General features: G+C 62.7%; 18 protein-coding genes. 9 read left to right on the forward strand and 9 right to left on the reverse strand.

Going from position 1 to position 20287, the window contains the following annotated elements:
* The 8 genes from EDC35_RS11940 to EDC35_RS11975 form a co-directional block, all read left to right on the forward strand.
* Window positions 1-184, forward strand: a 184-nt coding sequence (locus EDC35_RS11940; RefSeq protein ID WP_132977492.1) for a hypothetical protein, incomplete at its 5' end; no start/stop codon positions are given.
* A 21-nt stretch (window positions 185-205) separates the two neighbouring features.
* The gene (locus EDC35_RS11945; RefSeq protein ID WP_132977493.1) at window positions 206-751 is read left to right on the forward strand and encodes a chemotaxis protein CheW; all 546 of its coding nucleotides are present in this window, start codon (window positions 206-208) and stop codon (window positions 749-751) included.
* A gap of 350 nt (window positions 752-1101) precedes the next feature.
* Window positions 1102-3297 carry a HAMP domain-containing methyl-accepting chemotaxis protein gene (locus EDC35_RS11950; protein WP_132977494.1) on the forward strand — a complete coding sequence of 732 codons (2196 nt, stop codon included), beginning with the start codon at window positions 1102-1104 and terminating at the stop codon, window positions 3295-3297.
* Between the two features lie 12 nt (window positions 3298-3309).
* The gene (locus EDC35_RS11955; protein WP_132977495.1) at window positions 3310-3879 is read left to right on the forward strand and encodes a chemotaxis protein CheW; all 570 of its coding nucleotides are present in this window, start codon (window positions 3310-3312) and stop codon (window positions 3877-3879) included.
* A gap of 41 nt (window positions 3880-3920) precedes the next feature.
* On the forward strand, window positions 3921-4721 hold the full coding sequence (locus EDC35_RS11960) for a CheR family methyltransferase (RefSeq protein WP_132977496.1): 801 nt from the start codon (window positions 3921-3923) through the stop codon (window positions 4719-4721).
* 13 nt (window positions 4722-4734) lie between these two features.
* Complete coding sequence (locus EDC35_RS11965) at window positions 4735-5244, forward strand: chemotaxis protein CheD (RefSeq protein ID WP_132977497.1); 510 nt, start codon at window positions 4735-4737, stop codon at window positions 5242-5244.
* Complete coding sequence (locus EDC35_RS11970; protein WP_132977498.1) at window positions 5241-6314, forward strand: protein-glutamate methylesterase/protein-glutamine glutaminase; 1074 nt, start codon at window positions 5241-5243, stop codon at window positions 6312-6314. Before EDC35_RS11965 ends, EDC35_RS11970 begins: the two co-directional genes overlap by 4 nt.
* A 100-nt stretch (window positions 6315-6414) precedes the next feature.
* Complete coding sequence (locus EDC35_RS11975) at window positions 6415-8154, forward strand: putative bifunctional diguanylate cyclase/phosphodiesterase (protein WP_132977499.1); 1740 nt, start codon at window positions 6415-6417, stop codon at window positions 8152-8154.
* On the opposite strand, the gene EDC35_RS11980 is transcribed toward EDC35_RS11975, so the two are convergent.
* Window positions 8130-9206, reverse strand: coding sequence for a glycosyltransferase (locus tag EDC35_RS11980; RefSeq protein WP_132977710.1), 1077 nt, complete (start codon window positions 9204-9206; stop codon window positions 8130-8132). The genes EDC35_RS11975 and EDC35_RS11980 overlap by 25 nt on opposite strands.
* Window positions 9207-9533: 327 nt before the next feature.
* On the opposite strand from EDC35_RS11980, the gene EDC35_RS11985 reads away from it, so the two are divergent.
* Window positions 9534-10919, forward strand: coding sequence for an AMP-binding protein (locus EDC35_RS11985; protein ID WP_132977500.1), 1386 nt, complete (start codon window positions 9534-9536; stop codon window positions 10917-10919).
* A gap of 315 nt (window positions 10920-11234) precedes the next feature.
* Here the strand turns inward: EDC35_RS11985 and EDC35_RS11990 are convergent, their stop codons facing one another.
* From EDC35_RS11990 to EDC35_RS12025, 8 genes are all read right to left on the reverse strand, one after another.
* Window positions 11235-12104 (reverse strand): DUF4412 domain-containing protein, encoded by an 870-nt coding sequence (locus EDC35_RS11990; protein ID WP_132977501.1) that lies wholly within the window; start codon window positions 12102-12104, stop codon window positions 11235-11237.
* 40 nt (window positions 12105-12144) lie between these two features.
* Entirely contained in the window at window positions 12145-13446 is a 1302-nt protein-coding gene (locus EDC35_RS11995; RefSeq protein WP_132977502.1) for a phenylacetate--CoA ligase family protein, read from the reverse strand.
* A gap of 43 nt (window positions 13447-13489) precedes the next feature.
* On the reverse strand, window positions 13490-13927 hold the full coding sequence (locus tag EDC35_RS12000) for an ACT domain-containing protein (protein ID WP_132977503.1): 438 nt from the start codon (window positions 13925-13927) through the stop codon (window positions 13490-13492).
* 115 nt (window positions 13928-14042) lie between these two features.
* Complete coding sequence (locus tag EDC35_RS12005) at window positions 14043-15380, reverse strand: phenylacetate--CoA ligase family protein (RefSeq protein ID WP_132977504.1); 1338 nt, start codon at window positions 15378-15380, stop codon at window positions 14043-14045.
* A 67-nt stretch (window positions 15381-15447) separates the two neighbouring features.
* Complete coding sequence (locus tag EDC35_RS12010; protein WP_132977505.1) at window positions 15448-16338, reverse strand: DUF4351 domain-containing protein; 891 nt, start codon at window positions 16336-16338, stop codon at window positions 15448-15450.
* 21 nt (window positions 16339-16359) lie between these two features.
* Window positions 16360-16842, reverse strand: coding sequence for an indolepyruvate oxidoreductase subunit beta (locus tag EDC35_RS12015; RefSeq protein WP_132977506.1), 483 nt, complete (start codon window positions 16840-16842; stop codon window positions 16360-16362).
* A gap of 167 nt (window positions 16843-17009) precedes the next feature.
* Window positions 17010-18635 (reverse strand): thiamine pyrophosphate-dependent enzyme, encoded by a 1626-nt coding sequence (locus EDC35_RS12020; protein WP_132977507.1) that lies wholly within the window; start codon window positions 18633-18635, stop codon window positions 17010-17012.
* A gap of 102 nt (window positions 18636-18737) precedes the next feature.
* Window positions 18738-20225: a phosphomannomutase gene (locus EDC35_RS12025; protein WP_132977711.1), complete on the reverse strand. Its 1488-nt coding sequence runs from the start codon at window positions 20223-20225 to the stop codon at window positions 18738-18740.
* Window positions 20226-20287 lie beyond the last annotated feature (62 nt).

The raw sequence follows: 20287 nt of genomic DNA on the forward strand, positions 1-20287 counted from the left end.
GGCCGCCACGGCTGAGGAAATGAGCGGTCAGGCCGGGCAGCTTCAGCAGATGATGAGTTTCTTCAAGACCGGTGGCGAATCGGCCCGGCGGCAGGCACGCCCCGACAGCAAGACCATCTCCACATCCGGCGTCAAGGCATTGACCGCCAGTCCGTCGCTGACGCCTGAATTCATCCGTTTCTGAGGTTTCTGTCGAGAGGCGATCATGGCAACCAACCCATCCGACACAACGCCCTCTGCCGTGACCACAACGGTCGATGAGGGAACGAGCCAGTATCTGACCTTCAGCGTGGCAGGTCAGGTGTTCGGGATCGGCATCCTGGCGATCAAGGAGATCATTCAGCACGGCGCCGTCTCCCATGTCCCCATGATGCCCGACTTCATTCGCGGCGTGATCAACCTGCGCGGGGCCGTGGTGCCGGTCGTCGATCTCGCGGCCCGCTTCCATGGCCGTCAGGCTGAGGCTGGCCGCCGCAGTTGCATCGTCATCGTTGAAATGTGCGAGGACGGCAGCATTCAGGACGTGGGCATCCTGGTCGACAGCGTGTCCGCCGTGCTGGAAATCACGCCAGAGGAGATTGAGCCGCCGCCGGCCTTCGGCGCCGGGATCAAGAGCGATTTCATCCGTGGCATGGGTAAGGTGAACGGACGTTTCGTGATTCTGCTTGATGTCGTGCGCGTCCTCGGCACCGAGGGGCTCATCGATCTGGCGACACCGCTTGCCGCCAGTCCGGCCAGGGCGACGACATGATTTCAGGCGATTTCCAGGAAATCGCCTTGACGGTCCATTTGCAACAGTGCGTGGACAATGGATCAATGAGGGTGGGCCAGTCGTGAACAGGAGGTCTTTTCGACGGTAGCGGGCATATCAGACCTGGATTCGCCGAGTATCCGCACGAAAGCGTGTCCAGAGTAAGAGGCTGTGTTGAGAGTGCATTCGGCGTTTGGTTCATTCATGACCCCTGGCGGGGACGCGGTTTAAATATTTATATTTTCAAAACCTTAAACCGCGCCCGCTCCGATGATCGTCGATGCCGCCAGGATCAATCCAATCTAAAAATATCGCATACCGTGTTGGGCGCGGTTTAACAGGAGATTCCGATGAAAGTCACCCTTTCCAGCAAAATGACCGTCGCCCGCAAAATGGGCCTCCTCGTCGGTGCCGCACTGCTCGGTATCGGTCTGCTCGCCTTCTTCAACCACCAGCAGATGGGCAAGGTCTTCGAGGCCGCCAACTACAGTACCGTCAATTCAGTGCCCAGTCTGGTTGCGCTCGATGATCTGCGCGCGCATTTCTCGACGCTGCGGATCCGCGTCCTGCGTCACATCATCAATACCGACCCGGCCAAAATGGAAGCGGTCGAACAGACCATCGCCGAGAGCCGGGCCAAGACCGAGGAGGCGATACGGGCCTACGAGGCCATGATCTCGGACGAGGCCGACGGCGCTCTGCTTCGCCAGGATCAGGAGCTGTTCGCCAAATATCTCGCTTCACTTGAACCCCTGTTGGTCCAGTCGCGCGCCAACAACACCGAGAGGGCGCTCGAACTGATGGAGGAAAACAGCCGTATTGCCAGAGATCTCGGCGCTAAACTCGACGAGCATTTCGCCTACAACGTCGATCTGGCCAATAAGGCCGCCGATCTGGCGCTCAAGACCCGCCGCGACGCCGCCAACCTGGCGCTGATCATTCTCGCCCTGACCCTGGTCACAGTTACCTTCATCGGCGTCGCCATCACCCGCAACCTGCTCCAACAACTGGGCGGTGAGCCCGATTTTGCCGCCGAGGTCGCCAACAAGATCGCGGTTGGCGATCTCAGTTCGCGGATCGACCTCAAGTCCGGCGACAGCAGCAGTCTGATGGCGGCGATGAAGACGATGTCGGCGACCATCCAGCAGATCATCAAGGAGATGAGCCACATGTCCGCCGAGCACGACAGAGGCGACATCGACGTGCGGATCAACGAAGAACGATTCAAAGGCGACTTCCAGGTCATGGCGGCGGGCGTCAACGGCATGGTCTTCGGCCATATCGCGGTGAAGAAAAAGGCCATGGCCTGCATCAAGGAATTCGGCGAGGGCAATATGGATGCCGAGCTGGAACCGTTCCCCGGCAAGAAAGCCTTCATCAACGAGACCATCGAACAGGTGCGCGGCAACATCAAGGCGCTCATCGCCGATACCCGGACCCTGTCCGATGGCGCGCTCAAGGGTCAGCTCGATATCCGCGCCGACGCCAGCCGGCATCGGGGCGATTTCCGGCTGATCATCGAGGGGATCAACGGCATGCTGGACGCCGTGGTCAGCCCGCTCAACGAGGTGATACGAATTCTGACGCTGATGGAAGACGGACAGTTGTCGGAGACGATCAAGACGAGCTATCAGGGACAACTGGAGGAACTGCGCAACACACTCAACAACACGGTCGAGAAGCTGGCGCAGACCATGCGCGATGTGCGCGCCACCGCCAACGACCTGACCTCAGCCGCCGATCAGGTCAGCATGACCGCTCAGACGCTCTCGCAGGGGGCGACCGAGCAGGCCGCCAGCGTGGAAGAAACCTCCGCCTCCATGGAACAGATGTCCGCCTCGGTCGCGCAGAACACCGAGAATGCCTCCGTCACCGACGGCATGGCAGCCAAGGCCGCCAAAGAGGCCGCCGAGGGCGGCGTGGCGGTGCGCGAGACGGTCACGGCGATGAAACAGATCGCGCAGAAGATCGGCATCATCGACGACATCGCCTATCAGACCAACCTGCTGGCGCTCAACGCCGCCATCGAGGCCGCCCGCGCCGGTGAACACGGCAAGGGCTTCGCGGTGGTCGCCGCCGAGGTCCGCAAGCTGGCCGAGCGCAGTCAGGTCGCGGCACAGGAGATCGGCGAGGTCGCCGGTTCCAGCGTCGAACTGGCTGAGAAGGCGGGGCGTCTGCTCGACGCCATCGTGCCCGCCATCGCCAAAACCTCCGATCTGGTGCAGGAGATCGCCGCCGCCTCCAGCGAGCAGTCGACCGGCGTGAACCAGATCAACAGCGCCATGGATCAGCTCAACCAGACCACTCAGCAGAATGCGTCCGCATCGGAAGAGCTGGCCGCCACGGCTGAGGAAATGAGCGGTCAGGCCGAGCAGCTCCAGCAGATGATGAGTTTCTTCAAGATTGGAGGCGCATCGGCCCCGGCACGTCTCGCCGCCTCACCGGCCCGTCCACCCATTGGCAACGCCAGGATCCTGGTCAGCCCGACCGGCAGGAAGCCGTCCGTTGGCCGGCCGCTTCCCGATTCCGAATTCGTGAGCTTTTGAGAGGAAACGGCCATGGGACAGATCCGACAATCCGATGCCGGCGCCGCCGGATTCGGACAGGGGAAGGATGCCGACGCCAATCAGTACCTGACCTTCACCGTGTCCGGCCAGATGTACGGAATCGGCATCCTGGCGATCAAGGAGATCATCCAGTACGGCGCGGTATCCGGCGTACCGATGATGCCCGACTTCATCCGTGGGGTGATCAATCTGCGCGGCGCAGTGGTGCCGGTCGTCGATCTCGCGGCCCGCTTCCATGGCCGGCTGGCCGAGGTGGGCCGGCGCAGTTGCATCATCATCGTTGAGATCGGCGAACAGGCCGCCATCCAGGACGTGGGCATCCTGGTTGACAGCGTGTCCGCCGTGCTGGAGATCGACGCCGACGAGATCGAGCCCGCGCCGGCCTTCGGTGCCGGGGTCAGGACCGATTTCATCCGTGGCATGGGCAAGGTCAACGGCGGCTTCGTGATTCTGATCGATGTCGCGCGCGTCCTCGGCACCGACGGACTCATGCTTCTGGCCGACCCAGCCGAGACACTGGCAAAGGCGGTGGCGCTGTCTGCACCGGATCCTTCTGAATAGAGAAGATGGCAGGGCGCGTCCCTGCCAGGAGTCAAGAGGCGATGCGAGAGACGACCTTGAGCGATCAGGAATTCGCTCATTTCCAGCGATTCATCCACGGCATCGCGGGAATCAATCTGGCGCCGATCAAGAAGTCCCTGGTGGCCGGGCGGCTGGCGAAACGCCTCAGGCACCACGGGCTCTCCAGCTTCGGCGATTATTATCGCCTGCTCTCCAGTGAGCAGGAGGAACGCCAGATCGCCGTGGATCTGCTGACCACGAATGAAACCCACTTTTTTCGCGAACCGCGACATTTCGAGCTGTTGCGCAACCACATCCTGCCCTTCCACCCCCGGAGTCGCCCGTTCAGGGTCTGGAGCGCCGCCTGTTCCAGCGGCGAAGAGGTCTATACCCTGGCCATGGTGCTGGCGGACACCCTGAGGGAGGCGCCCTGGGAGGTGCAGGGTTCAGACATCAGCACCCGCATGCTGGCGCAGGCCGAGTCTGCCCTCTACCCCATGGAGCGGGCGGCGGAGCTGTCCGAAGACCTGTTGCGGCGTTTCTGTCTGAAGGGCATCGGCAGTCAGGAGGGACGTTTTCTCATCTCGCCCCAGCTCCGCGCCAGGGTCCAGTTCGCCTACATCAACCTCACCGCACCCCTGCCATCGACCGGGATATTCGACGCCATCTTTCTGCGCAATGTCATGATCTATTTCCAGCCCGAGACCAAGCGTCAGGTGGTGGAGCGGCTGCTCAGCCGACTGCGTCCCGGCGGCTGGCTGTTCGTCGGCCATTCGGAGAGTCTCAATGGGCTGGCGGACGGCGTCGAAGGCGTTGCCCCTGCCGTCTACAAAAAAATCTGACCGGACACTGACCATGCAAGATATCTATGTACATCCCTGCGAGATCTGGTTCGGCGGCGGCCCGACCCGTCTGCGCACCACCCTCGGCTCCTGTGTCGCCATCACCCTCTGGCACCCGACCCTGAAAATCGGCGGTCTGTGTCACTTCATGATCTCCCGCTCGCCGGTTGCCAGACGTGCGGGTCGCGAAGGCTGTTACGCGGACTCGGCCATGGTCCTGCTGCAACAGAAGATCGCGGCGACCGGCCATCGGCCCGAGGAATTCGAGGCCAAACTCTTCGGTGGCGGAATGATGTTCGCCTGTCCGGACACGCCCAAGCAGTGTCTTTCGCATCGGGTCCAGATATTCAACATCGCCGCTGGCCGCGCATTGGCACAGCAGTACGGACATCCGCTGGTCGCAGAGCACCTGGGCGGACGGGGTCATCGGCAGCTCATCTTCGACATCGAGAGCGGGCTGGCCTGGCTCAAACATACACCTACCAGTTGCGACGGTTGCGCTCTGAAGGAGCAAGCCGCATGACCGAGCGGGTGAAGGTCATGATCGTGGACGATTCCGCCACCGTCCGGCAGGTACTTTCCACCCTGCTGTCGGCGGAACCGGATCTGGAGGTCATCGGCACCGCTGCCGACCCGCTGTTTGCCCTGGAGAAAATGAATCGCAACTGGCCGGATGTCATCGTGCTGGACGTGGAGATGCCGCGCATGGATGGCATCACCTTCATGAAAAAGCTGATGGCCGAGCACCCGACGCCAGTGGTGATCTGCTCCTCACTGACCGAAAAGGGCGCCCAGACCACGATCCAGGCGCTGGCGGCCGGTGCCATGGACGTGATCACCAAACCGCATGTGGGACTGAGAGACTTTCTGACGACCGCCGCCAAGGAGGTGGCAGGTGCGGTGCGGGCGGCCGCCAAGGCCAAGATGAAACGGCTGACGCCGATGCCGGTCGTGCAACCCAAATATTCCGCCGATGCCGTGCTCTCCGCCGTCCCGGATCAGGCCATGCACCAGACGACGGAGAAGATCGTCGCCATCGGCACCTCGACCGGCGGCACGCAGGCGCTGGAAATTCTGCTGACCTGCCTCCCGCGCACCGCACCCGGTCTGGTCGTGGTCCAGCACATGCCCGAGCGGTTCACCACGGCCTTTGCCCAACGTCTCGACGGTCTCTGCGAGATCGAGGTGCGCGAGGCGGCGCAGGGTGATCGGGTGATCCAGGGACGCGCACTGATTGCCCCAGGCGGACATCATCTGGCGCTCAGACGCAATGGCGCTCAATATCAGGTCAATGTGCTGGACGGCCCCCCGGTGAGCCGTCACCGTCCATCGGTCGATGTCCTCTTTCGCTCCGCCGCACGGAGCGCCGGACGCAACGCCATGGGGATCATCATGACCGGCATGGGCGACGATGGCGCACGCGGACTCAAGGAGATGCACGATGCGGGGGCCGCATCGATCGCTCAGGACGAGGCCACCTGCGTGGTCTACGGCATGCCCAAGGAGGCGGTGAAGCTCGGTGCCGTGGAACGGTCATTGCCATTGCATGAAATCGCCGGAGCCATCCTGGCATTCGGGAACGGTCGGCACTAAACCGCTTCTCTACTGAGGTTGGTGACATCCCCAGAGTTAAACACAGGCTGAAATAACGTATATTGCACTGGACGCGGTTTAGTGATCGAGACGATCTGTTATGTATCAGAGCACGCGGAGCCTCAATCCATTCCTCTTATCCAACGGAGCGGATCTGCCGTCGGATCTGATCGAGCAGGCTCCAGAGGGCGTTCTCGTCATGGATCCGGCAGGATCCATCCTCTACGCCAACCGACACTTCAGCCTCATGACGGGCTATCCGGGCGAGACGCTGGTTTCGCACCGGCTCGGCGACCTGATCCCGGATGAGCCGTCCCGAGAGAGTTTGAGCCGCCTGTTCGCCTCCCTCGTCGATGATGTCTGTGCGGAAACGCATCAGGTTTTGTTGAGTGCTCTAGAGTGTCGCGATGGCGCGGAGATTACGGTCGAGATCAAACTGAGCCGGCTTGGCGCCGGCAAGCCGCCTTTCGTCATGGCCTTCGTTCAGGACGTGACCGAGCAGAAACGACAGCAATACCTGCTGTACGTCCTGGCGAGGCACGACGATCTGACCGGATTGCCCAACCGCATGCAGTTGTCCGAACTCCTGGCGACCCGATTCCCGGTATCCGCTCAGGGCGCTTTGCTGCTGCTTGATCTGGACCATTTCAGGCAGGTCAATGAAAGTCTGGGACACGAATTCGGCGATCTGCTCCTGGTTGCCGTCTGTGCCCGTCTGGTCGAATGCCTTCCGGCCGATAGCGTGCTGGTGCGCTTCAGCGGCGATGTGCTGGTCGTTCTGCTCGGAGACGCAGATCGGACGCGCGTCATCGACGTTGCGGAAAGCGTCCTTGCGGCCATGAAGAAACCGATCCTCATCAACGACTGGAAATATCGCCAGAGTCTGAGTCTGGGCATTGCCCTGATACCCGCCGATGGCCAGGATGTGAGTCAGTTGGTCAAAAAAGCCGATCTGGCTCTGGGATGGGCGAAGGCGGCTGGCGGTGCCACCTATTCCTTCTACGATGGCCCCGTGGCGCAGCGCGTGCAGCGCCGGCACAGACTGAATGTTCTGCTGCGTCAGGCACTGGAAAGAGGAGAATTCCATCTTCATTATCAGCCGCGCCTGGACATCAGGACGGGCCATGTGACCGGCTGGGAGGCGCTGCTGCGCTGGAATCAGCCGACGGAAGGGAACATCAGCCCGGCAGAGTTCATTCCCGTTGCGGAAGAGTCCGGTCTCATCCTGGAGATCGGCGACTGGGTGCTGCGGCAGGCCGTGGCCCAGCAGGCAAGCTGGATCGGTCAGGGATTATGCCCCGGCACCATGGCGGTCAATCTGTCTCCACGTCAATTCCGCATGCCGAATCTATCCCGGCAGATCGCGGAAATCCTGGCGCTGCATGCCGTCGAGCCCGAGTCGCTCGAACTTGAGATCACCGAAACGGCCTTGATGGAGGACGTGTCGTCAGCGCGCGAGATTTTGTCTGAAATCAGTCGCATGGGTGTGAAACTGGCAATCGACGATTTCGGAACCGGCCATTCATCGCTGAATTATCTGCGCGATTTTCCCTTTGACCGCCTGAAAATCGACCGCTCATTCGTCATCTGTCTGGGGCATGACAGCCAGCAGGAGGCCATTGCGCAGGCCATCATCGTCCTGGCGCATGCGCTCAATCTGTCGGTCGTCGCCGAAGGTGTCGAAACCGAGTCACAGCTCCAATATCTCGGCGCGAATCAATGCGATGAGATCCAGGGCTTTCTGTTCAGCCGCCCGCTGCCGCCCGCCGAGTGCGAGCGTCTTCTGCGCGACAGACAGGATATCGCGACCATGCCTCACACCCGGGCAAGCTGCCGATAGAGTTCGAGATACTGGTCCATGATCGTCGTCGCGCTGAAATCCTGCGCGACTCTCTCGGCGCCCCGTGCGACCAGGGCCTTCATCAAGGACTCATCGCTCAACAGGTGAGCGATCCCCTGCGCCAGCGCCCTGTCATCTTCACAGGGCACGCACCAGGCATCCTCGCCGTGACGGGCGATCTCGCGTGCGCCGCGAAAGCGGGTCGTGACCAGCGGTCTGCCCCAGGACCAGGCTTCGAGGATGACGTTGCCGAGGGTCTCGGCGTCCAGTGAAGGAAAGACAACCAGATCGGCCATCTGAAAATAGGGAGCCGGATCGATCTGCCAGCCGGCCCAGACGATACGTCGCTCCTGATCGCTCTGCCGCGCCTGTTGTCGCAGCCTCTCGGCCAATGGACCATCGCCGGCCATGACGAGACGCAATGGGCGACCGGCGATGGTCTCGGGCAACCGGCTCAGGGCATCGATCAGGTGGGAGAGACCTTTCACCGGCACAAACCGCCCGAGCGTCATGAGAACCCAGGCATCGTCCGGGATACCATGCAAGGCGCGCCGCGCGGCGACTGCCTCAGACGCAACCGGACGCGCCGGCTCGGCGAAGTTGTAGATATGATGGACACGCTCCGCCGACAGCCCTTGCCGGATCATCCAGTCGCACAGTCCTTTGGTATTGCCGATCCAGCCGTGGGCATGACGGTAAGGGCCAGGTTCGTAATAACCGCCGAGCCGGGCCAGATGGATCGCGCCGCTGCGTTCAGGCAGATGCGTCAGACGGGTGGCGCGCCCCATATAGGTCTGGACGATGGCCGGACGCAGGCGCCGGATCAGACGTGCGACGGCCAGCCGCGAAAAGGGATCCCAGGTGGTGCGAAACGGCAGACGATGGACCGGCAGCGAGCCGAGATCCAGTCCATCGAGCCCGCTGGCGCGCCGGATCGCCAGCTCGGCGGGCGCTCCCTGCGCGGCCAGCGCCCGGCTGAAGCGGATGAACCAGCGTTCGGCGCCGCCCAGCTCGCGGCTGGCGATGATCTGGAGGCTGAGTGGGTTACGGATCACAACCCAGTCATCAAGTTGAGCCGACTCAGCGGACGGCAGCGACAGTCATTGCTCCTGTTGGTATCAGGTTCCGTGAGAGTGGTGCGGACGTTGTGGTGCACGCTCAGATTCATGGTCAGGCATCCCGTCAGGTCGGTGAAGGCATCGTCGGCGGTGGGCTGGCGCGTCGTCAGTTCAGCGCGCCGCGTTCACCGTGTCTCACGGGCCAAGAATAGCGCATGGATGCGGCCTATTACACAAGCACACGGGCCTTGACAGGGGCGGGCATCCCCCTGATTGTGGCATTACCAATGTTGAATCCTGTCTGTTTCACGTTTTGGCGGCATGTCGTCTCCTGTTCCTGATTTTACCGATGCGCCCTGGCGCGATGGCCCGGATCCGGCGCTGATTCAGGGCGCGCACGTCTGGAGCAATGCCGAACTTCGCGACCGTGTCATCGAACGGGTCGCGCGGCTGTGCGCTCAGTCTGTCAGACCGGGTCAAGTGGTCATGGCCCCGGATGTGCCTGGATCGGACCTGATTCTGATGGTGCATGCGCTCGCGAGGATCGGTGCTGCGCTGCTTCCTTATCGGGCGGGACTGGCGTCTGACGAGCGGCAGGCCTTGGCTGCGATGACGGGGAGTGAATGGCAGTGGCATCCCGAGTCAGGCCAACTGGCGCCAACCGGGTTCGGCGCTGACAAACCCGACCGCTCAGACCCACCCATCGCGCTCCTGATCAAGACCAGCGGCAGCAGCGGCGCACCAAAGGTGGTGATGCTGACATCGACCAATCTCCTGGCCTCTGCGACCAGCGCCAATGAACGGCTTGGCCTGAAGACCGGAGACATCTGGCTGGCCTGTCTGCGTTTGAGCCATGTCGGCGGCGTCTCCATCGCCTATCGCTGCGCCCTGGCCGGTGCAACCCTGCTGCTTCACGATGGATTCGACGCGCTGGCGGTGAGTCATGATCTGCGTCACCGGCCAGTCACCCATCTCTCGCTGGTGCCGCCCATGCTGGCGCGGCTCCTGGATCTGGATGCGACACCGCCGCCCCGACTGCGGGTGCTGCTGGTGGGCGGGCAGGCGCTCAGTCGCCCGCTGGCCCAGCGTGCACTGGATGCCGGCTGGCCGCTGCACCTGACCTATGGCATGACCGAAACGGCTTCGCATCTCGCCACCACGTCGCGTCTGGCTGGCATGGCGCCGGAGCCCGGCCGCGTCGGTCGTCCGCTTGCCGGCATGGAATTCGATTGTGCCGGCAGCGAGTCGGCTCCCGCGCGACTGCGGTTCCGTGGCCCGGTGGTGATGGCGGGCTACGCGAATCCGCAGCGGATTCCGGGGCAGGGGCTCGATGACGGCTGGTTCGAGGCCGCCGATCTCGGCTGTCTGACGGATGAGGGTGAATTGAAGCTGCTGGGGCGTGCCGATGACATCCTGGTGATCGGCGGCAATAATGTCTCGCGTGTTCGCGTCGAAGCAATCCTGCAACAGGCGGCGGGGGTCACGGATCTCGTCGTCGTTGGTCTGCCGGATCCGGTCTGGGGGCAGCGTCTGCTGGCTGTTTATTGCGGGGAGATCGATGAAGCCGGCCTTGAGGACTGGTGTCAAACGCGGCTGACCGGCCCCGAACGCCCGCGCGGCTGGCTGCGTCTGCCACGACTGCCGCTGCTCGACTCCGGCAAATATGATCGCGCTCAGATCGCCGCGCTTGCCAATAGACAGGATTAAACCGCGCCCGGTGCGGTATGTGTATAGTTGAGGATTGAGTCGGCTTTGGCAGAATCGACGACCGTTAGAGTGGGCACGGTTTAAGGTATTAAAAATATGAAGTTTTAAAGCGTGTCTCCACTGATGTCGATGACATCTCCAAAGCTAAACAGACTGAAAATTACGCCTATCGCGCTGGACGCGGTTTAAAACGATTTTCCAGGATGAGCAGGATGGAACTGGTGACGAAGCTCCGGCCTCGTCACCCGCGAGACGAAGGTTTTTGACTCCTTCGCGTTCTTTGTGTCCTTTGCGGTTCAAGCGCGCTTTTGGGATTTATTTGTCCTTGTTGGCAGGCGCTGGCTCAGGAGTCGTCTCGCTCATCCCGGCCGGGGCGCCCACTTCTTTCGCCGGCTCAGGAGCCGCTTCGTTCATCCCGGCTGGGGCGGTTGGAGCGGCCATCTCTTTCTGCTGATAGCCCTCGGGGATCTCGAACAGACTCAACGGCATGGCTTCCTGGCGGATGACCTTGACCTCGCTCTCGCTCTCCATCGTGGTTCCCATCATCTGCATCCGGGTTTTGGTGAGGATGGGATAGCCCTTGATCTTGGCCATCTCGGCGCGCTGCGCCGCAGCGGCGGGTGAATCGCCAAGCAGACCGTCAGGCCCGGACAGGCTCATCATTTCAGTGAAGCGATTGACGTCCACCGCCACATCCTCCGTGGCGCAGATCTCCTGATCGATACCCATCATGCCCGTTTTGGTGACCTTGTACTCGTGACAGGTCCAGTCGCCGATCTTTTTGGTCTGTCCGGTTTCCGTGACACTGATCCGGGTCTCTTCCATCATGGCGCGCATCTGTTCCATGCCCGGCTGAGACATGCCGGCCATCATGTCCTTGACATTGATCTGGTAATACTCCTTGGCGCCATGGTTCAGGAAGGTCATGGTCCCATTGGCCGGATCCAGGATCATGTCGGTCCCCTGCGGATCGGAACCCACCACTTTCATCCGGTCGTGCGCCAGATAGGTTTTGCTCAATTCTTCGGTCGGCGCTTCGCCGGTCAGACCGGCAGTGCGATTGAGGGTCTCGATATAAGTGCCCTCGTCGCCAGCCATGACGGCTGGCAGATTCAGGGCCGAGGTCAGCAGGACTGCCAGGGTCAGTCGCAACCCCTGAGTGAACGGATGTGAGCGGTGTGTCATCTTGGTTTCTCGTGATTGGTGGGGGATCTGATAGACAGGATTAACAATCGGTCAGGCCGCGTTTGTCGAGCACCCGTTTGGCCTTGCCGACGAAGCGCTCGATGCTGCGCGGCTCGACCAGATCGACATGGGCGCGGATGCCGGCGACGGTGTGGATCTCACGCCCGATACGGTCGCACAGTGCCTGCATGCGGTCCATGCGGTCGGAGAAGATTTCCGGGTGGATCTCGACCTTGACGTGGACCTCGTCGAGCGTACCCGGACGGCTGACCTCGATCAAATAATGCGGCGTGGTGCCTTCGACCCGCAGCAGCGCCTCTTCGATCTGCGAGGGGAAGACGTTGACGCCACGGATGATGAGCATGTCGTCGGTGCGTCCGGCGATGCGGCTCATGCGCATGGTCGTGCGCCCGCAGGTGCAGGGGCTGCGGTCGAGCCGGGCGATGTCGCGGGTGCGATAGCGGATCATGGGCATCGCCTCGCGGGTCAGCGCCGTGATCACCAGCTCGCCCGGCTCGCCCTCGGGAACCGGCTCCAGCGTCTCCGGATCCAGACACTCGACCAGAAAATGATCCTCCTGGATATGCATCCCGCTGCGCGCCGGGCATTCGCCGCTGACGCCCGGCCCGATGACCTCGGACAATCCGTAGTTGTTGAAGGCCTGGATGTCGAGCTGATCCTCGATCTCACGGCGCATGTCCTCGGTCCAGGGCTCGCCGCCGAAGTGACCGAAACGGATCGGCAGGGCGTGGGGATCCATGCCCATCTCGCGCGCGGTGTCGGCGATGGTCAGGGCATAGCTCGGGGTGCAGATCAATACTTCGGGGTCGAGATCGCGCATGATCTCGATCTGACGTCGGGTGTTGCCGGCAGCGACCGGGATCACGGCGGCGCCGACCTTTTCGATCCCGTAATGCAGACCGAAACCGCCGGTAAAGAGCCCGTAGCCGAAGGCGACCTGGGCTGTGTGCTCGGGACGCAGCCCGCCCGCGACCAGGAAACGCGCGCAGAGATCCGACCAGGTGGCAAGATCCTGCGCGGTATAGCCGACGAAGGTTGGTTTGCCGGTCGTGCCAGACGAGCCGTGGATGCGGGCCAGTTCACGACGCGGCACGGCCAGCAGACCGAAGGGGTGCTGGCGGCGCATGTCGTCCTTGGTCGTAAAGGGCAGGCGCCGGATGTCGGCCAGCGAGCGGATGCTGTGGGGACCGATCCCACGGTGGGTGAAGAGGTCGCGATAGAAGGGCACGCGGGCGGCGCGCGCCACCTGTGCGCGCAGCCGTTCCAGTTGCAGTGCTTCGCGCTCGGCGCGCGGCTGGGTCTCGGCGGCCCGGTCCCACATCGGACAGGACGAAGCCGGGTCTGTGTCATTCGATGGCATCATGTCAGGAAACGAACGTCATCAACTCGTCGCCATCGACGACATGGAGTCCCTGGTCGAGCAGCACCTGGATCGCCCGATCCGGATCCTCGAAGCGGAAGATGAGGATGGCCTTGTCATCGCGGCGCAGCGAGAAAGCGTACATGTATTCGACATTGAGATTGGCGTCTTCGAGAATCCGCAGCGCCCCCGCCAGCCCGCCGGGCCGATCCAGCACATCGACCGCGACCACTTCGGTCAGATTCACCACCCAGCCGGCCTGCTCCAGGATGCGCTTGGCCTTCTCCCAATCGCGCACGATCAGACGCAGGATGCCGAACTGGGCCGTATCGGCCAGCGACAGCGTCAGGATATTGATGCCCTCGGCAGCGATGGCCGCCAGCGGCGCCTCCAGCCGTCCGGGACGGTTTTCGAGAAAGAGCGAGAGTTGTTGGAGTTTCATGACGTTAAGCTCTCTTGAGAATTTTTTGAACCGCAAAGGCGCGAAGAACACAAAGATCAATCGTTGAAATCCTTCGTGTCCTTCGCGTCTTTGCGGTTCAAATATTTGTTTGGGTTCAACCTTCGTTGCGCCGGTCAATCACCCGCTTCGCCTTGCCCTCGCTGCGTGCGATGGTGCGCGGTTCGACCAGACGCAGATCGACGCGGATGCCAAGGATGCGTTCAATGGACTGCGCCAGACGGGCGCGGATATCCTCCAGTCCGCGGATCTTGTCGCTGAAGACCTCCGGCGTGACCTCGACTTCGACCGCGATGCGGTCCAGTCCGCCCGCGCGGGTGAGGATGATCTGATAGTGCGGCAGCGTCCCTTCGACCGCCATCAGCGCCGCTTCCACCTGGGATGGGAAGACGTTGACGCCACGGATGATGAACATGTCGTCCGAGCGGCGACCGACGCGGCGCATGCGGCGGATGGTGCGCCCGCAGGAACAGGGCTCGGTGATGAGCCGGGTGATGTCGCGGGTGCGGTAGCGGATCATCGGCATCGCCTTCTTGCTCAGGGTGGTGAGCACCAGCTCGCCCTCCTCGCCGTCCGGGAGCGCCTCGCCGGTGTCGGGGTCGATGATCTCGGGATAAAAGTGATCCTCGAAGACATGCAGACCATCCTGCGCCGAACATTCGCTGGCGACGCCGGGGCCGATGATCTCGGACAGACCATAGATGTCATACGCCTTGATCCCGGCCTCGGCCTCAATGTGGTGGCGCATGCCGTCGGTCCAGGGTTCGGCGCCGAAGATGCCGATGCGCAGTGACAGGTCGCGCAGGTCGATGCCCAGTTCGCGCGCGCGCTCGATCATGTGGGTGAAGTAGCTCGGGGTGCAGCAGAGCGCGGTGACGTTGAAATCACGGATCAGCATGATCTGGCGGTCGGTGTTGCCGCCCGAAATCGGAATCACGGTCGCGCCCAGCGTCTCACCGCCATAGTGCGCGCCCAGACCGCCGGTGAAGAGACCGTAACCGAAGGCGTTCTGCAGGATGTCGCCCCGGTGCAGGCCGCAGGAGGCGAAGGTGCGCGCCATGACCTCGGACCAGACCTCGACATCCTCGCGGGTATAGGCGACCACGATCGGCTTGCCGGTGGTGCCGGAGGAGGCGTGGAGCCGTACCACATCGCTCATGGGGCTGGCAAAGAGCCCGAAGGGATAGGTGTCGCGCAGGTCGGTCTTGACGGTGAACGGCAGATGCTGGATGTCCTGGAGCGACTGGATCGACGCGGGCGTCAGGCCGCGTTCATCCATTCTGGAACGAAAGAGTTCGACATTCTGGTAGGCCCGCGCCACCACCGCGCGCAGCCGTCGTAACTGGACCTCTTGCAGCGCCGTCCGGGGCAGGAAATCCGGTGCGCTGGCGGGGTGGAAACCACCCTCGGCGTCGTTCCAAAGCTCTGTCAGCATGCGGGCCTCTGTAAATCGTTTTCAGTTGTCAGGGGACAGGGGTCATTCCATGAGGACAACGGGATTCTCAATGGATGACTTCGTCGAGCGTGCGGGCCGTCAGGATGCGGTCGGACCATTGCAGCAGGGTTTCGGCATCGGCGGTTTCGATGACCTGTCGCGTGTTATCCGGTATGGCGCCGAAGCGCTGCGCAATCTGCCTCAACAAGATACGCGCCTCGCCCTGCTGAACGCCTTGTTGAATGCCCTGCTGAACGCCTTGTTGAATGAACCGCTCCGCGAATGCGCTCATGGTCTTGGCCTCCTCGGCATAGTCGCGTTGATAGATCAATCGCTCGTTTTCATCGAGCTGGGCATAGATGTCGATAAAGTCGATATATTTCAGTCGGCGCTCTGTGTCTGGCTCCAGGGTGAGCAGACCGCGCACGGCCTGGGCATAGGTTTCGACTCTGTCGGCTGGCGCATGGGCCATGTTGGGCAGGTTGAGCCGCGCGACCAGATTGGGACTGTCGTAATGATCCCTTGCATTGGCTTGAAACAGTGGGTAAGCCAGATAACGAAAGTCCAGATAGCTCTGGGTATCGCCACCCAACCGCAGCTCAGTCGCAAATCGCCCCTGACGCAGAAAGATCACTATCGGAACGACCCGCACGGTGGCGAGCAATTCAGACAGATCCAGACAATAATGCGCGAGCCGATGGATCGAGAAACGGTGCGGGTCCGTTTCCTCCTCCAGCACGAACAGCAGAGCTGCGCGCCGCCCGTCGGGCCATTCGACGAGCAATGGCACATCCAGTTCGCGAAAACGTTCGCCGAGTCGTTCCTGCAACTGTTCCTGACGCACCGGCAGGATACGGACGGCGTCATCCAGCGCGGACGCCTCGGCTGCGGCGAAGAAGGCGATGGCCTCGCGCGGGTAGTCGAGGATCAGATTTTTGAAGTTCTGATCGTGACTCATGCGGCGGGCATTGCCATGCAATTACGACCGCGCGCGCGCTGCATCACGTCCGATCTCGAATGCCTGCTCGTTGAGCGCGTGGAGCTTTTCGGCCAGATTGGCATGCATGGCAGCCATCCAGTGTTCGTCCGGGATGTCCAGCACCGTGGAGATCGCGCCGAGCAACGCGACATTGAGGCTCTTTTTGTTCTTGAGCGCATCGGGCGCAATCGCATCGGGACCGATCAGGATGCCATCCGCGCGCAGCGTCGGACGGTTGATCTCGACCTGGGTCGGTTCCAGCACCACCAGCACATCCGCCTCGCCCGGCGGGACCATGGGGCTCAAAACGCACTCGCCATAGCGCACGTCGCTGCTCACCGAGCCGCCGCGCTGGCTCATGCCATGCAGTTCGCTCTTCTTGACATCGAACCCGGCGCGAAAGGCCGCATCGGCGAGAATGTCGGACGCCTTGAGCACGCCCTGACCGCCGAGACCGGCGATGACGATATTTTTGACCTTCATCACTCTCCAACCGTACTCAATCATGAATGAATGTTGAACCGCAAAGGCGCGAAGATCGCGAAGGGCTTTCATGAGACTGTGCGATGTCAAACAGCGTGTGACGCCGCCAATCGATGATGCCCTTCGTGTCCTTTGCGCCTTTGCGGTGCGAAAGATTTTCGCGGCGATCAGTCCACGACATCCGCCGCGCAGGTCTCGGTTGCCCGTTGCTCGGCGTTGGCCTTCTCGTAGAAGCGGATCTTGGGCGCCGCCAGCACGCAGGGCTGACGGGTGACGACCAGCGAGGTCTCGTTGCGCGCCAGGAGGTCGATGACCAGCTCGCGCAGTGTCTCAATCTTCTGCGAATCGACCACATGGACGTTCTGTACGCCCATCGACTCGGCCAGCGCCTCGAAGCTGATCTTGCCGGTCGGGGAATGATCGAGCAGACGCCCGGTGCCCGGATGCTCCTGCTGGCCGGTCATGGCGGTGGTGCCATTGTCGAGAATGAGCACGACATGGCCGGTCGGCGGCGGGTTGTAGACCATCTCGGCAAGACCGGTGATGCCGGAATGCACGAAGGTCGAATCACCGATGACGCTGACCACGCGCCGTGCCTGCTCCTCCGGCAGCACATGCCGCATGCCCAGCCCGACACCGATGCTGGCTCCCATGCAGACGCAGGTGTCCATCGCCGAGAAAGGCGGCAGCACGCCGAGGGTGTAGCAGCCGATATCGCCGGAGACGATGCAGTTGAGGTCGCGCAGGGTCTCGAAGACGCCGCGATGCGAGCAGCCCTGGCAGAGTTCGGGCGGCTTGCCCTTGGGCGGAACCGCCTCGGGGCTGGTGTCGCTGGCGAGGATACGGCGCACCCGTGCGACGTTGAGTTCACCGAAGCGATACATCTCTGGCTTGCCTTCAGCCGGGATGCCAGCGGCGCGCAGCGACTCGACCAGCACCGGGTCGCCTTCCTCGATGACCACCAGACGCTCGACGCCTTCAGCAAAGGCACGGATGCGCTCCAGCGGCAGCGGATAGGTCAGACCGACGGTCAGTTGACTGGCCTCGGGCGCGGCCTCGCGGGCGTGCACGGCAGCGATGCCGGTGGCGACGATGCCGAGCCTGGCATCGCCCGCCGTCAACTGATGCGGTCCTTCGGTTTCGTTCCAGGCGGTGATCTCGGCCAGCTTCTGGCGCAGCCGGAGATGCGCGGGCTTGGCATAGGCCGGAATCATGACGCGCGCCGGCACGTCGCGCCTGAAACCCGGTTCGGGCGGGGTCTGGAGCGCCGGGCGCGGACGCACCACGGTCTTGGCGTGACAGACGCGCGTGGTCAGACGCAGAATGACCGGAATCTTCCAACGCTCGGAGATCTCGAAGCCGAGCCAGGTGAAATCGTAGGCCTGTTGCGAATCGGTCGGTTCGAGCATGGGCAGTGCCGCCGCTCGCGCGTAATGGCGGTTGTCCTGCTCGTTCTGGCTGGAGGCCATGCCGGGGTCATCCGCCGAGACCACGATCAGACCGCCCACGAGGTCGGTGTAAGCGGCGGTGAACAGCGGGTCGGCGGCGACGTTGAGCCCGACGTGCTTCATGGTGACGATGGTGCGCGCACCGGCGAAGGCAGATCCCAGTCCGACCTCCAGCGCGACCTTTTCGTTCGGCGACCACTGGGCGTGACCGCCAAGCTGGTCGAAGGTTTCGAGGATTTCAGTGGAGGGCGTGCCCGGATAGCCGGTGCCCAATCGCACTCCCGCATGGAGTGCCGCCAGTGCGACCGCATCGTCGCCGCTCAGTAAAAGCCGTTCGCCAGTCATCGTGTTGGATTGCTCGCTCTCTGGATGTCGCGGGGCGCATTATCAGCCCCTTCGCCGAGCGGCGGCAACCGGAGAAGGGGCCGCTGCCGGATGACGATTCGTTCATTTTCGCCATGCACTCAGAATCGCCATGCAGATCCGGTTCATCGTTTCTGCACGCTCGGGGGTGTCGGCCTCGGTATAGGCGCGCAATTCAGGGGCATTGCCCGATGGCCGCAGATGGGCGATCTCGCCGCTGGCAAAGGTGATCCGCAGACCGTCGGTGACATCGAGCGCGGCGACCGTGCCGAACACCTCGCCGAAGATCGCCTCAATGGCGGCCTGGTCCCGCACGAAATCGCCGCTGTGGAGCGCGGCGATGCGGGTCTGACTGATGTGGGTCGGAAAATTCTTGAGACGGTCGCTGTGGGTCGAGCGGCGCGGCAGATCGCCCGCCAGGGTCGAGACGGGTTTCCTCTGTTCGGCTGCGGCCTGGAGGATGGTCAGCGCCACCAGGATGGCGTCGCGTGTCGGCAGTGCGGGAAGGAGGCGTCCGTCGTATTCGATGTCGGTGCCGAGCAGAAAACCGCCATTGGCTTCGTAGCCGACGACTGGGTTCAGACCTTCATCGATCAGTTGCTGCATGCCCTCGATGACGAAGGGCGAGCCGATCCGGGTGCGTCTGACGGCGGAGAAGGCGCCGCAGCGTTCAACTGCCGTGTTGCTGCTCACCGGCGTGACCACGCCACGGGCGCCGAGCTGGCGCGCGCAGAGGATCCCGGCGATGTCGCCGCGCAGCCAGTTTCCCTGCTCATCGCCGATCAGCGGACGATCACCATCGCCATCCGCCGAGACCAGCGCATCGAACTGGCCGCTCGCCGCCCAGTCGCGGGCCAGGACCACGTCCTCGGGGCGGATCGCCTCAGTATCGACCGGCATGAAACGGGCCGAATAGCCCAGGCGTGTCACGTCGGCGCCCAGCCCGGCCAGCACCTCGGCGTAAGCCTCGCGCGCCACGCTCGAATGTTCATAGACGCCGACGCGCAGACCGGCCAGACAGCCAGCGGGAAAGAAGCGCAGATAACGCTCGACATAATCACGATAAGCGGCGGGATCAGGCGCGGGCAGGGCATCGGTCTGGTCTGCGATAAACTGGCCGGCGTCATCGAAGAGACCGGCGGGACGTTCGACCGCCTGGACACGGATGCCGTCCTCGTCGCGTTTGAGGATCTCGCCGGTTGGCAGATTGAACTTGATCCCGTTGCGATCATCCGGAATATGGCTGCCGGTGACCATGAGTGTTGGGATGCGCCTCGCGATGCCACAGGCGGCAAGCGCCGGGCTCGGGATGAAGCCGGCATTGTGGGGTGAATAGCCCAGATCAAGCACGGCGCGCGCGCAGGCCGCCATGATGCGCGGCGAGCTGGGACGCAGATCGCCAGCGATGCCAACGGTTTGCCCCGGCTTGATCAGACCGGCTGACTGGAGATAGCGCAGAAAGCCGAGGGTATAGGCGTAACAGACCCAGTCGGTCATGTCAGCGGCCAGACCACGGGCGCCGCTGGTGCCGAATTGGACGCCGCTTTCAGTCATCAGATCGCCAATACGCATCATGTTCCTCGCTATGAGTGGTGGCTAACAGACAGGCGATGGACAGATGCACATTCTAAACG

Source organism: Thiobaca trueperi (assembly GCF_004342175.1).
Classification (GTDB): domain Bacteria; phylum Pseudomonadota; class Gammaproteobacteria; order Chromatiales; family Chromatiaceae; genus Thiobaca; species Thiobaca trueperi.

Coding starts and splice junctions, on each gene's coding strand:
- EDC35_RS11945 (WP_132977493.1), top strand. CDS start 206: ATGGCAACCAACCCATCCGACACAACGCCCTCTGCCGTGACCACAACG.
- EDC35_RS11950 (WP_132977494.1), top strand. CDS start 1,102: ATGAAAGTCACCCTTTCCAGCAAAATGACCGTCGCCCGCAAAATGGGC.
- EDC35_RS11955 (WP_132977495.1), top strand. CDS start 3,310: ATGGGACAGATCCGACAATCCGATGCCGGCGCCGCCGGATTCGGACAG.
- EDC35_RS11960 (WP_132977496.1), top strand. CDS start 3,921: ATGCGAGAGACGACCTTGAGCGATCAGGAATTCGCTCATTTCCAGCGA.
- EDC35_RS11965 (WP_132977497.1), top strand. CDS start 4,735: ATGCAAGATATCTATGTACATCCCTGCGAGATCTGGTTCGGCGGCGGC.
- EDC35_RS11970 (WP_132977498.1), top strand. CDS start 5,241: ATGACCGAGCGGGTGAAGGTCATGATCGTGGACGATTCCGCCACCGTC.
- EDC35_RS11975 (WP_132977499.1), top strand. CDS start 6,415: ATGTATCAGAGCACGCGGAGCCTCAATCCATTCCTCTTATCCAACGGA.
- EDC35_RS11985 (WP_132977500.1), top strand. CDS start 9,534: ATGTCGTCTCCTGTTCCTGATTTTACCGATGCGCCCTGGCGCGATGGC.
- EDC35_RS11990 (WP_132977501.1), bottom strand. CDS start 12,104: ATGACACACCGCTCACATCCGTTCACTCAGGGGTTGCGACTGACCCTG.
- EDC35_RS11995 (WP_132977502.1), bottom strand. CDS start 13,446: ATGTGGGACCGGGCCGCCGAGACCCAGCCGCGCGCCGAGCGCGAAGCA.
- EDC35_RS12000 (WP_132977503.1), bottom strand. CDS start 13,927: ATGAAACTCCAACAACTCTCGCTCTTTCTCGAAAACCGTCCCGGACGG.
- EDC35_RS12005 (WP_132977504.1), bottom strand. CDS start 15,380: ATGCTGACAGAGCTTTGGAACGACGCCGAGGGTGGTTTCCACCCCGCC.
- EDC35_RS12010 (WP_132977505.1), bottom strand. CDS start 16,338: ATGAGTCACGATCAGAACTTCAAAAATCTGATCCTCGACTACCCGCGC.
- EDC35_RS12015 (WP_132977506.1), bottom strand. CDS start 16,842: ATGAAGGTCAAAAATATCGTCATCGCCGGTCTCGGCGGTCAGGGCGTG.
- EDC35_RS12020 (WP_132977507.1), bottom strand. CDS start 18,635: ATGACTGGCGAACGGCTTTTACTGAGCGGCGACGATGCGGTCGCACTG.
- EDC35_RS12025 (WP_132977711.1), bottom strand. CDS start 20,225: ATGCGTATTGGCGATCTGATGACTGAAAGCGGCGTCCAATTCGGCACC.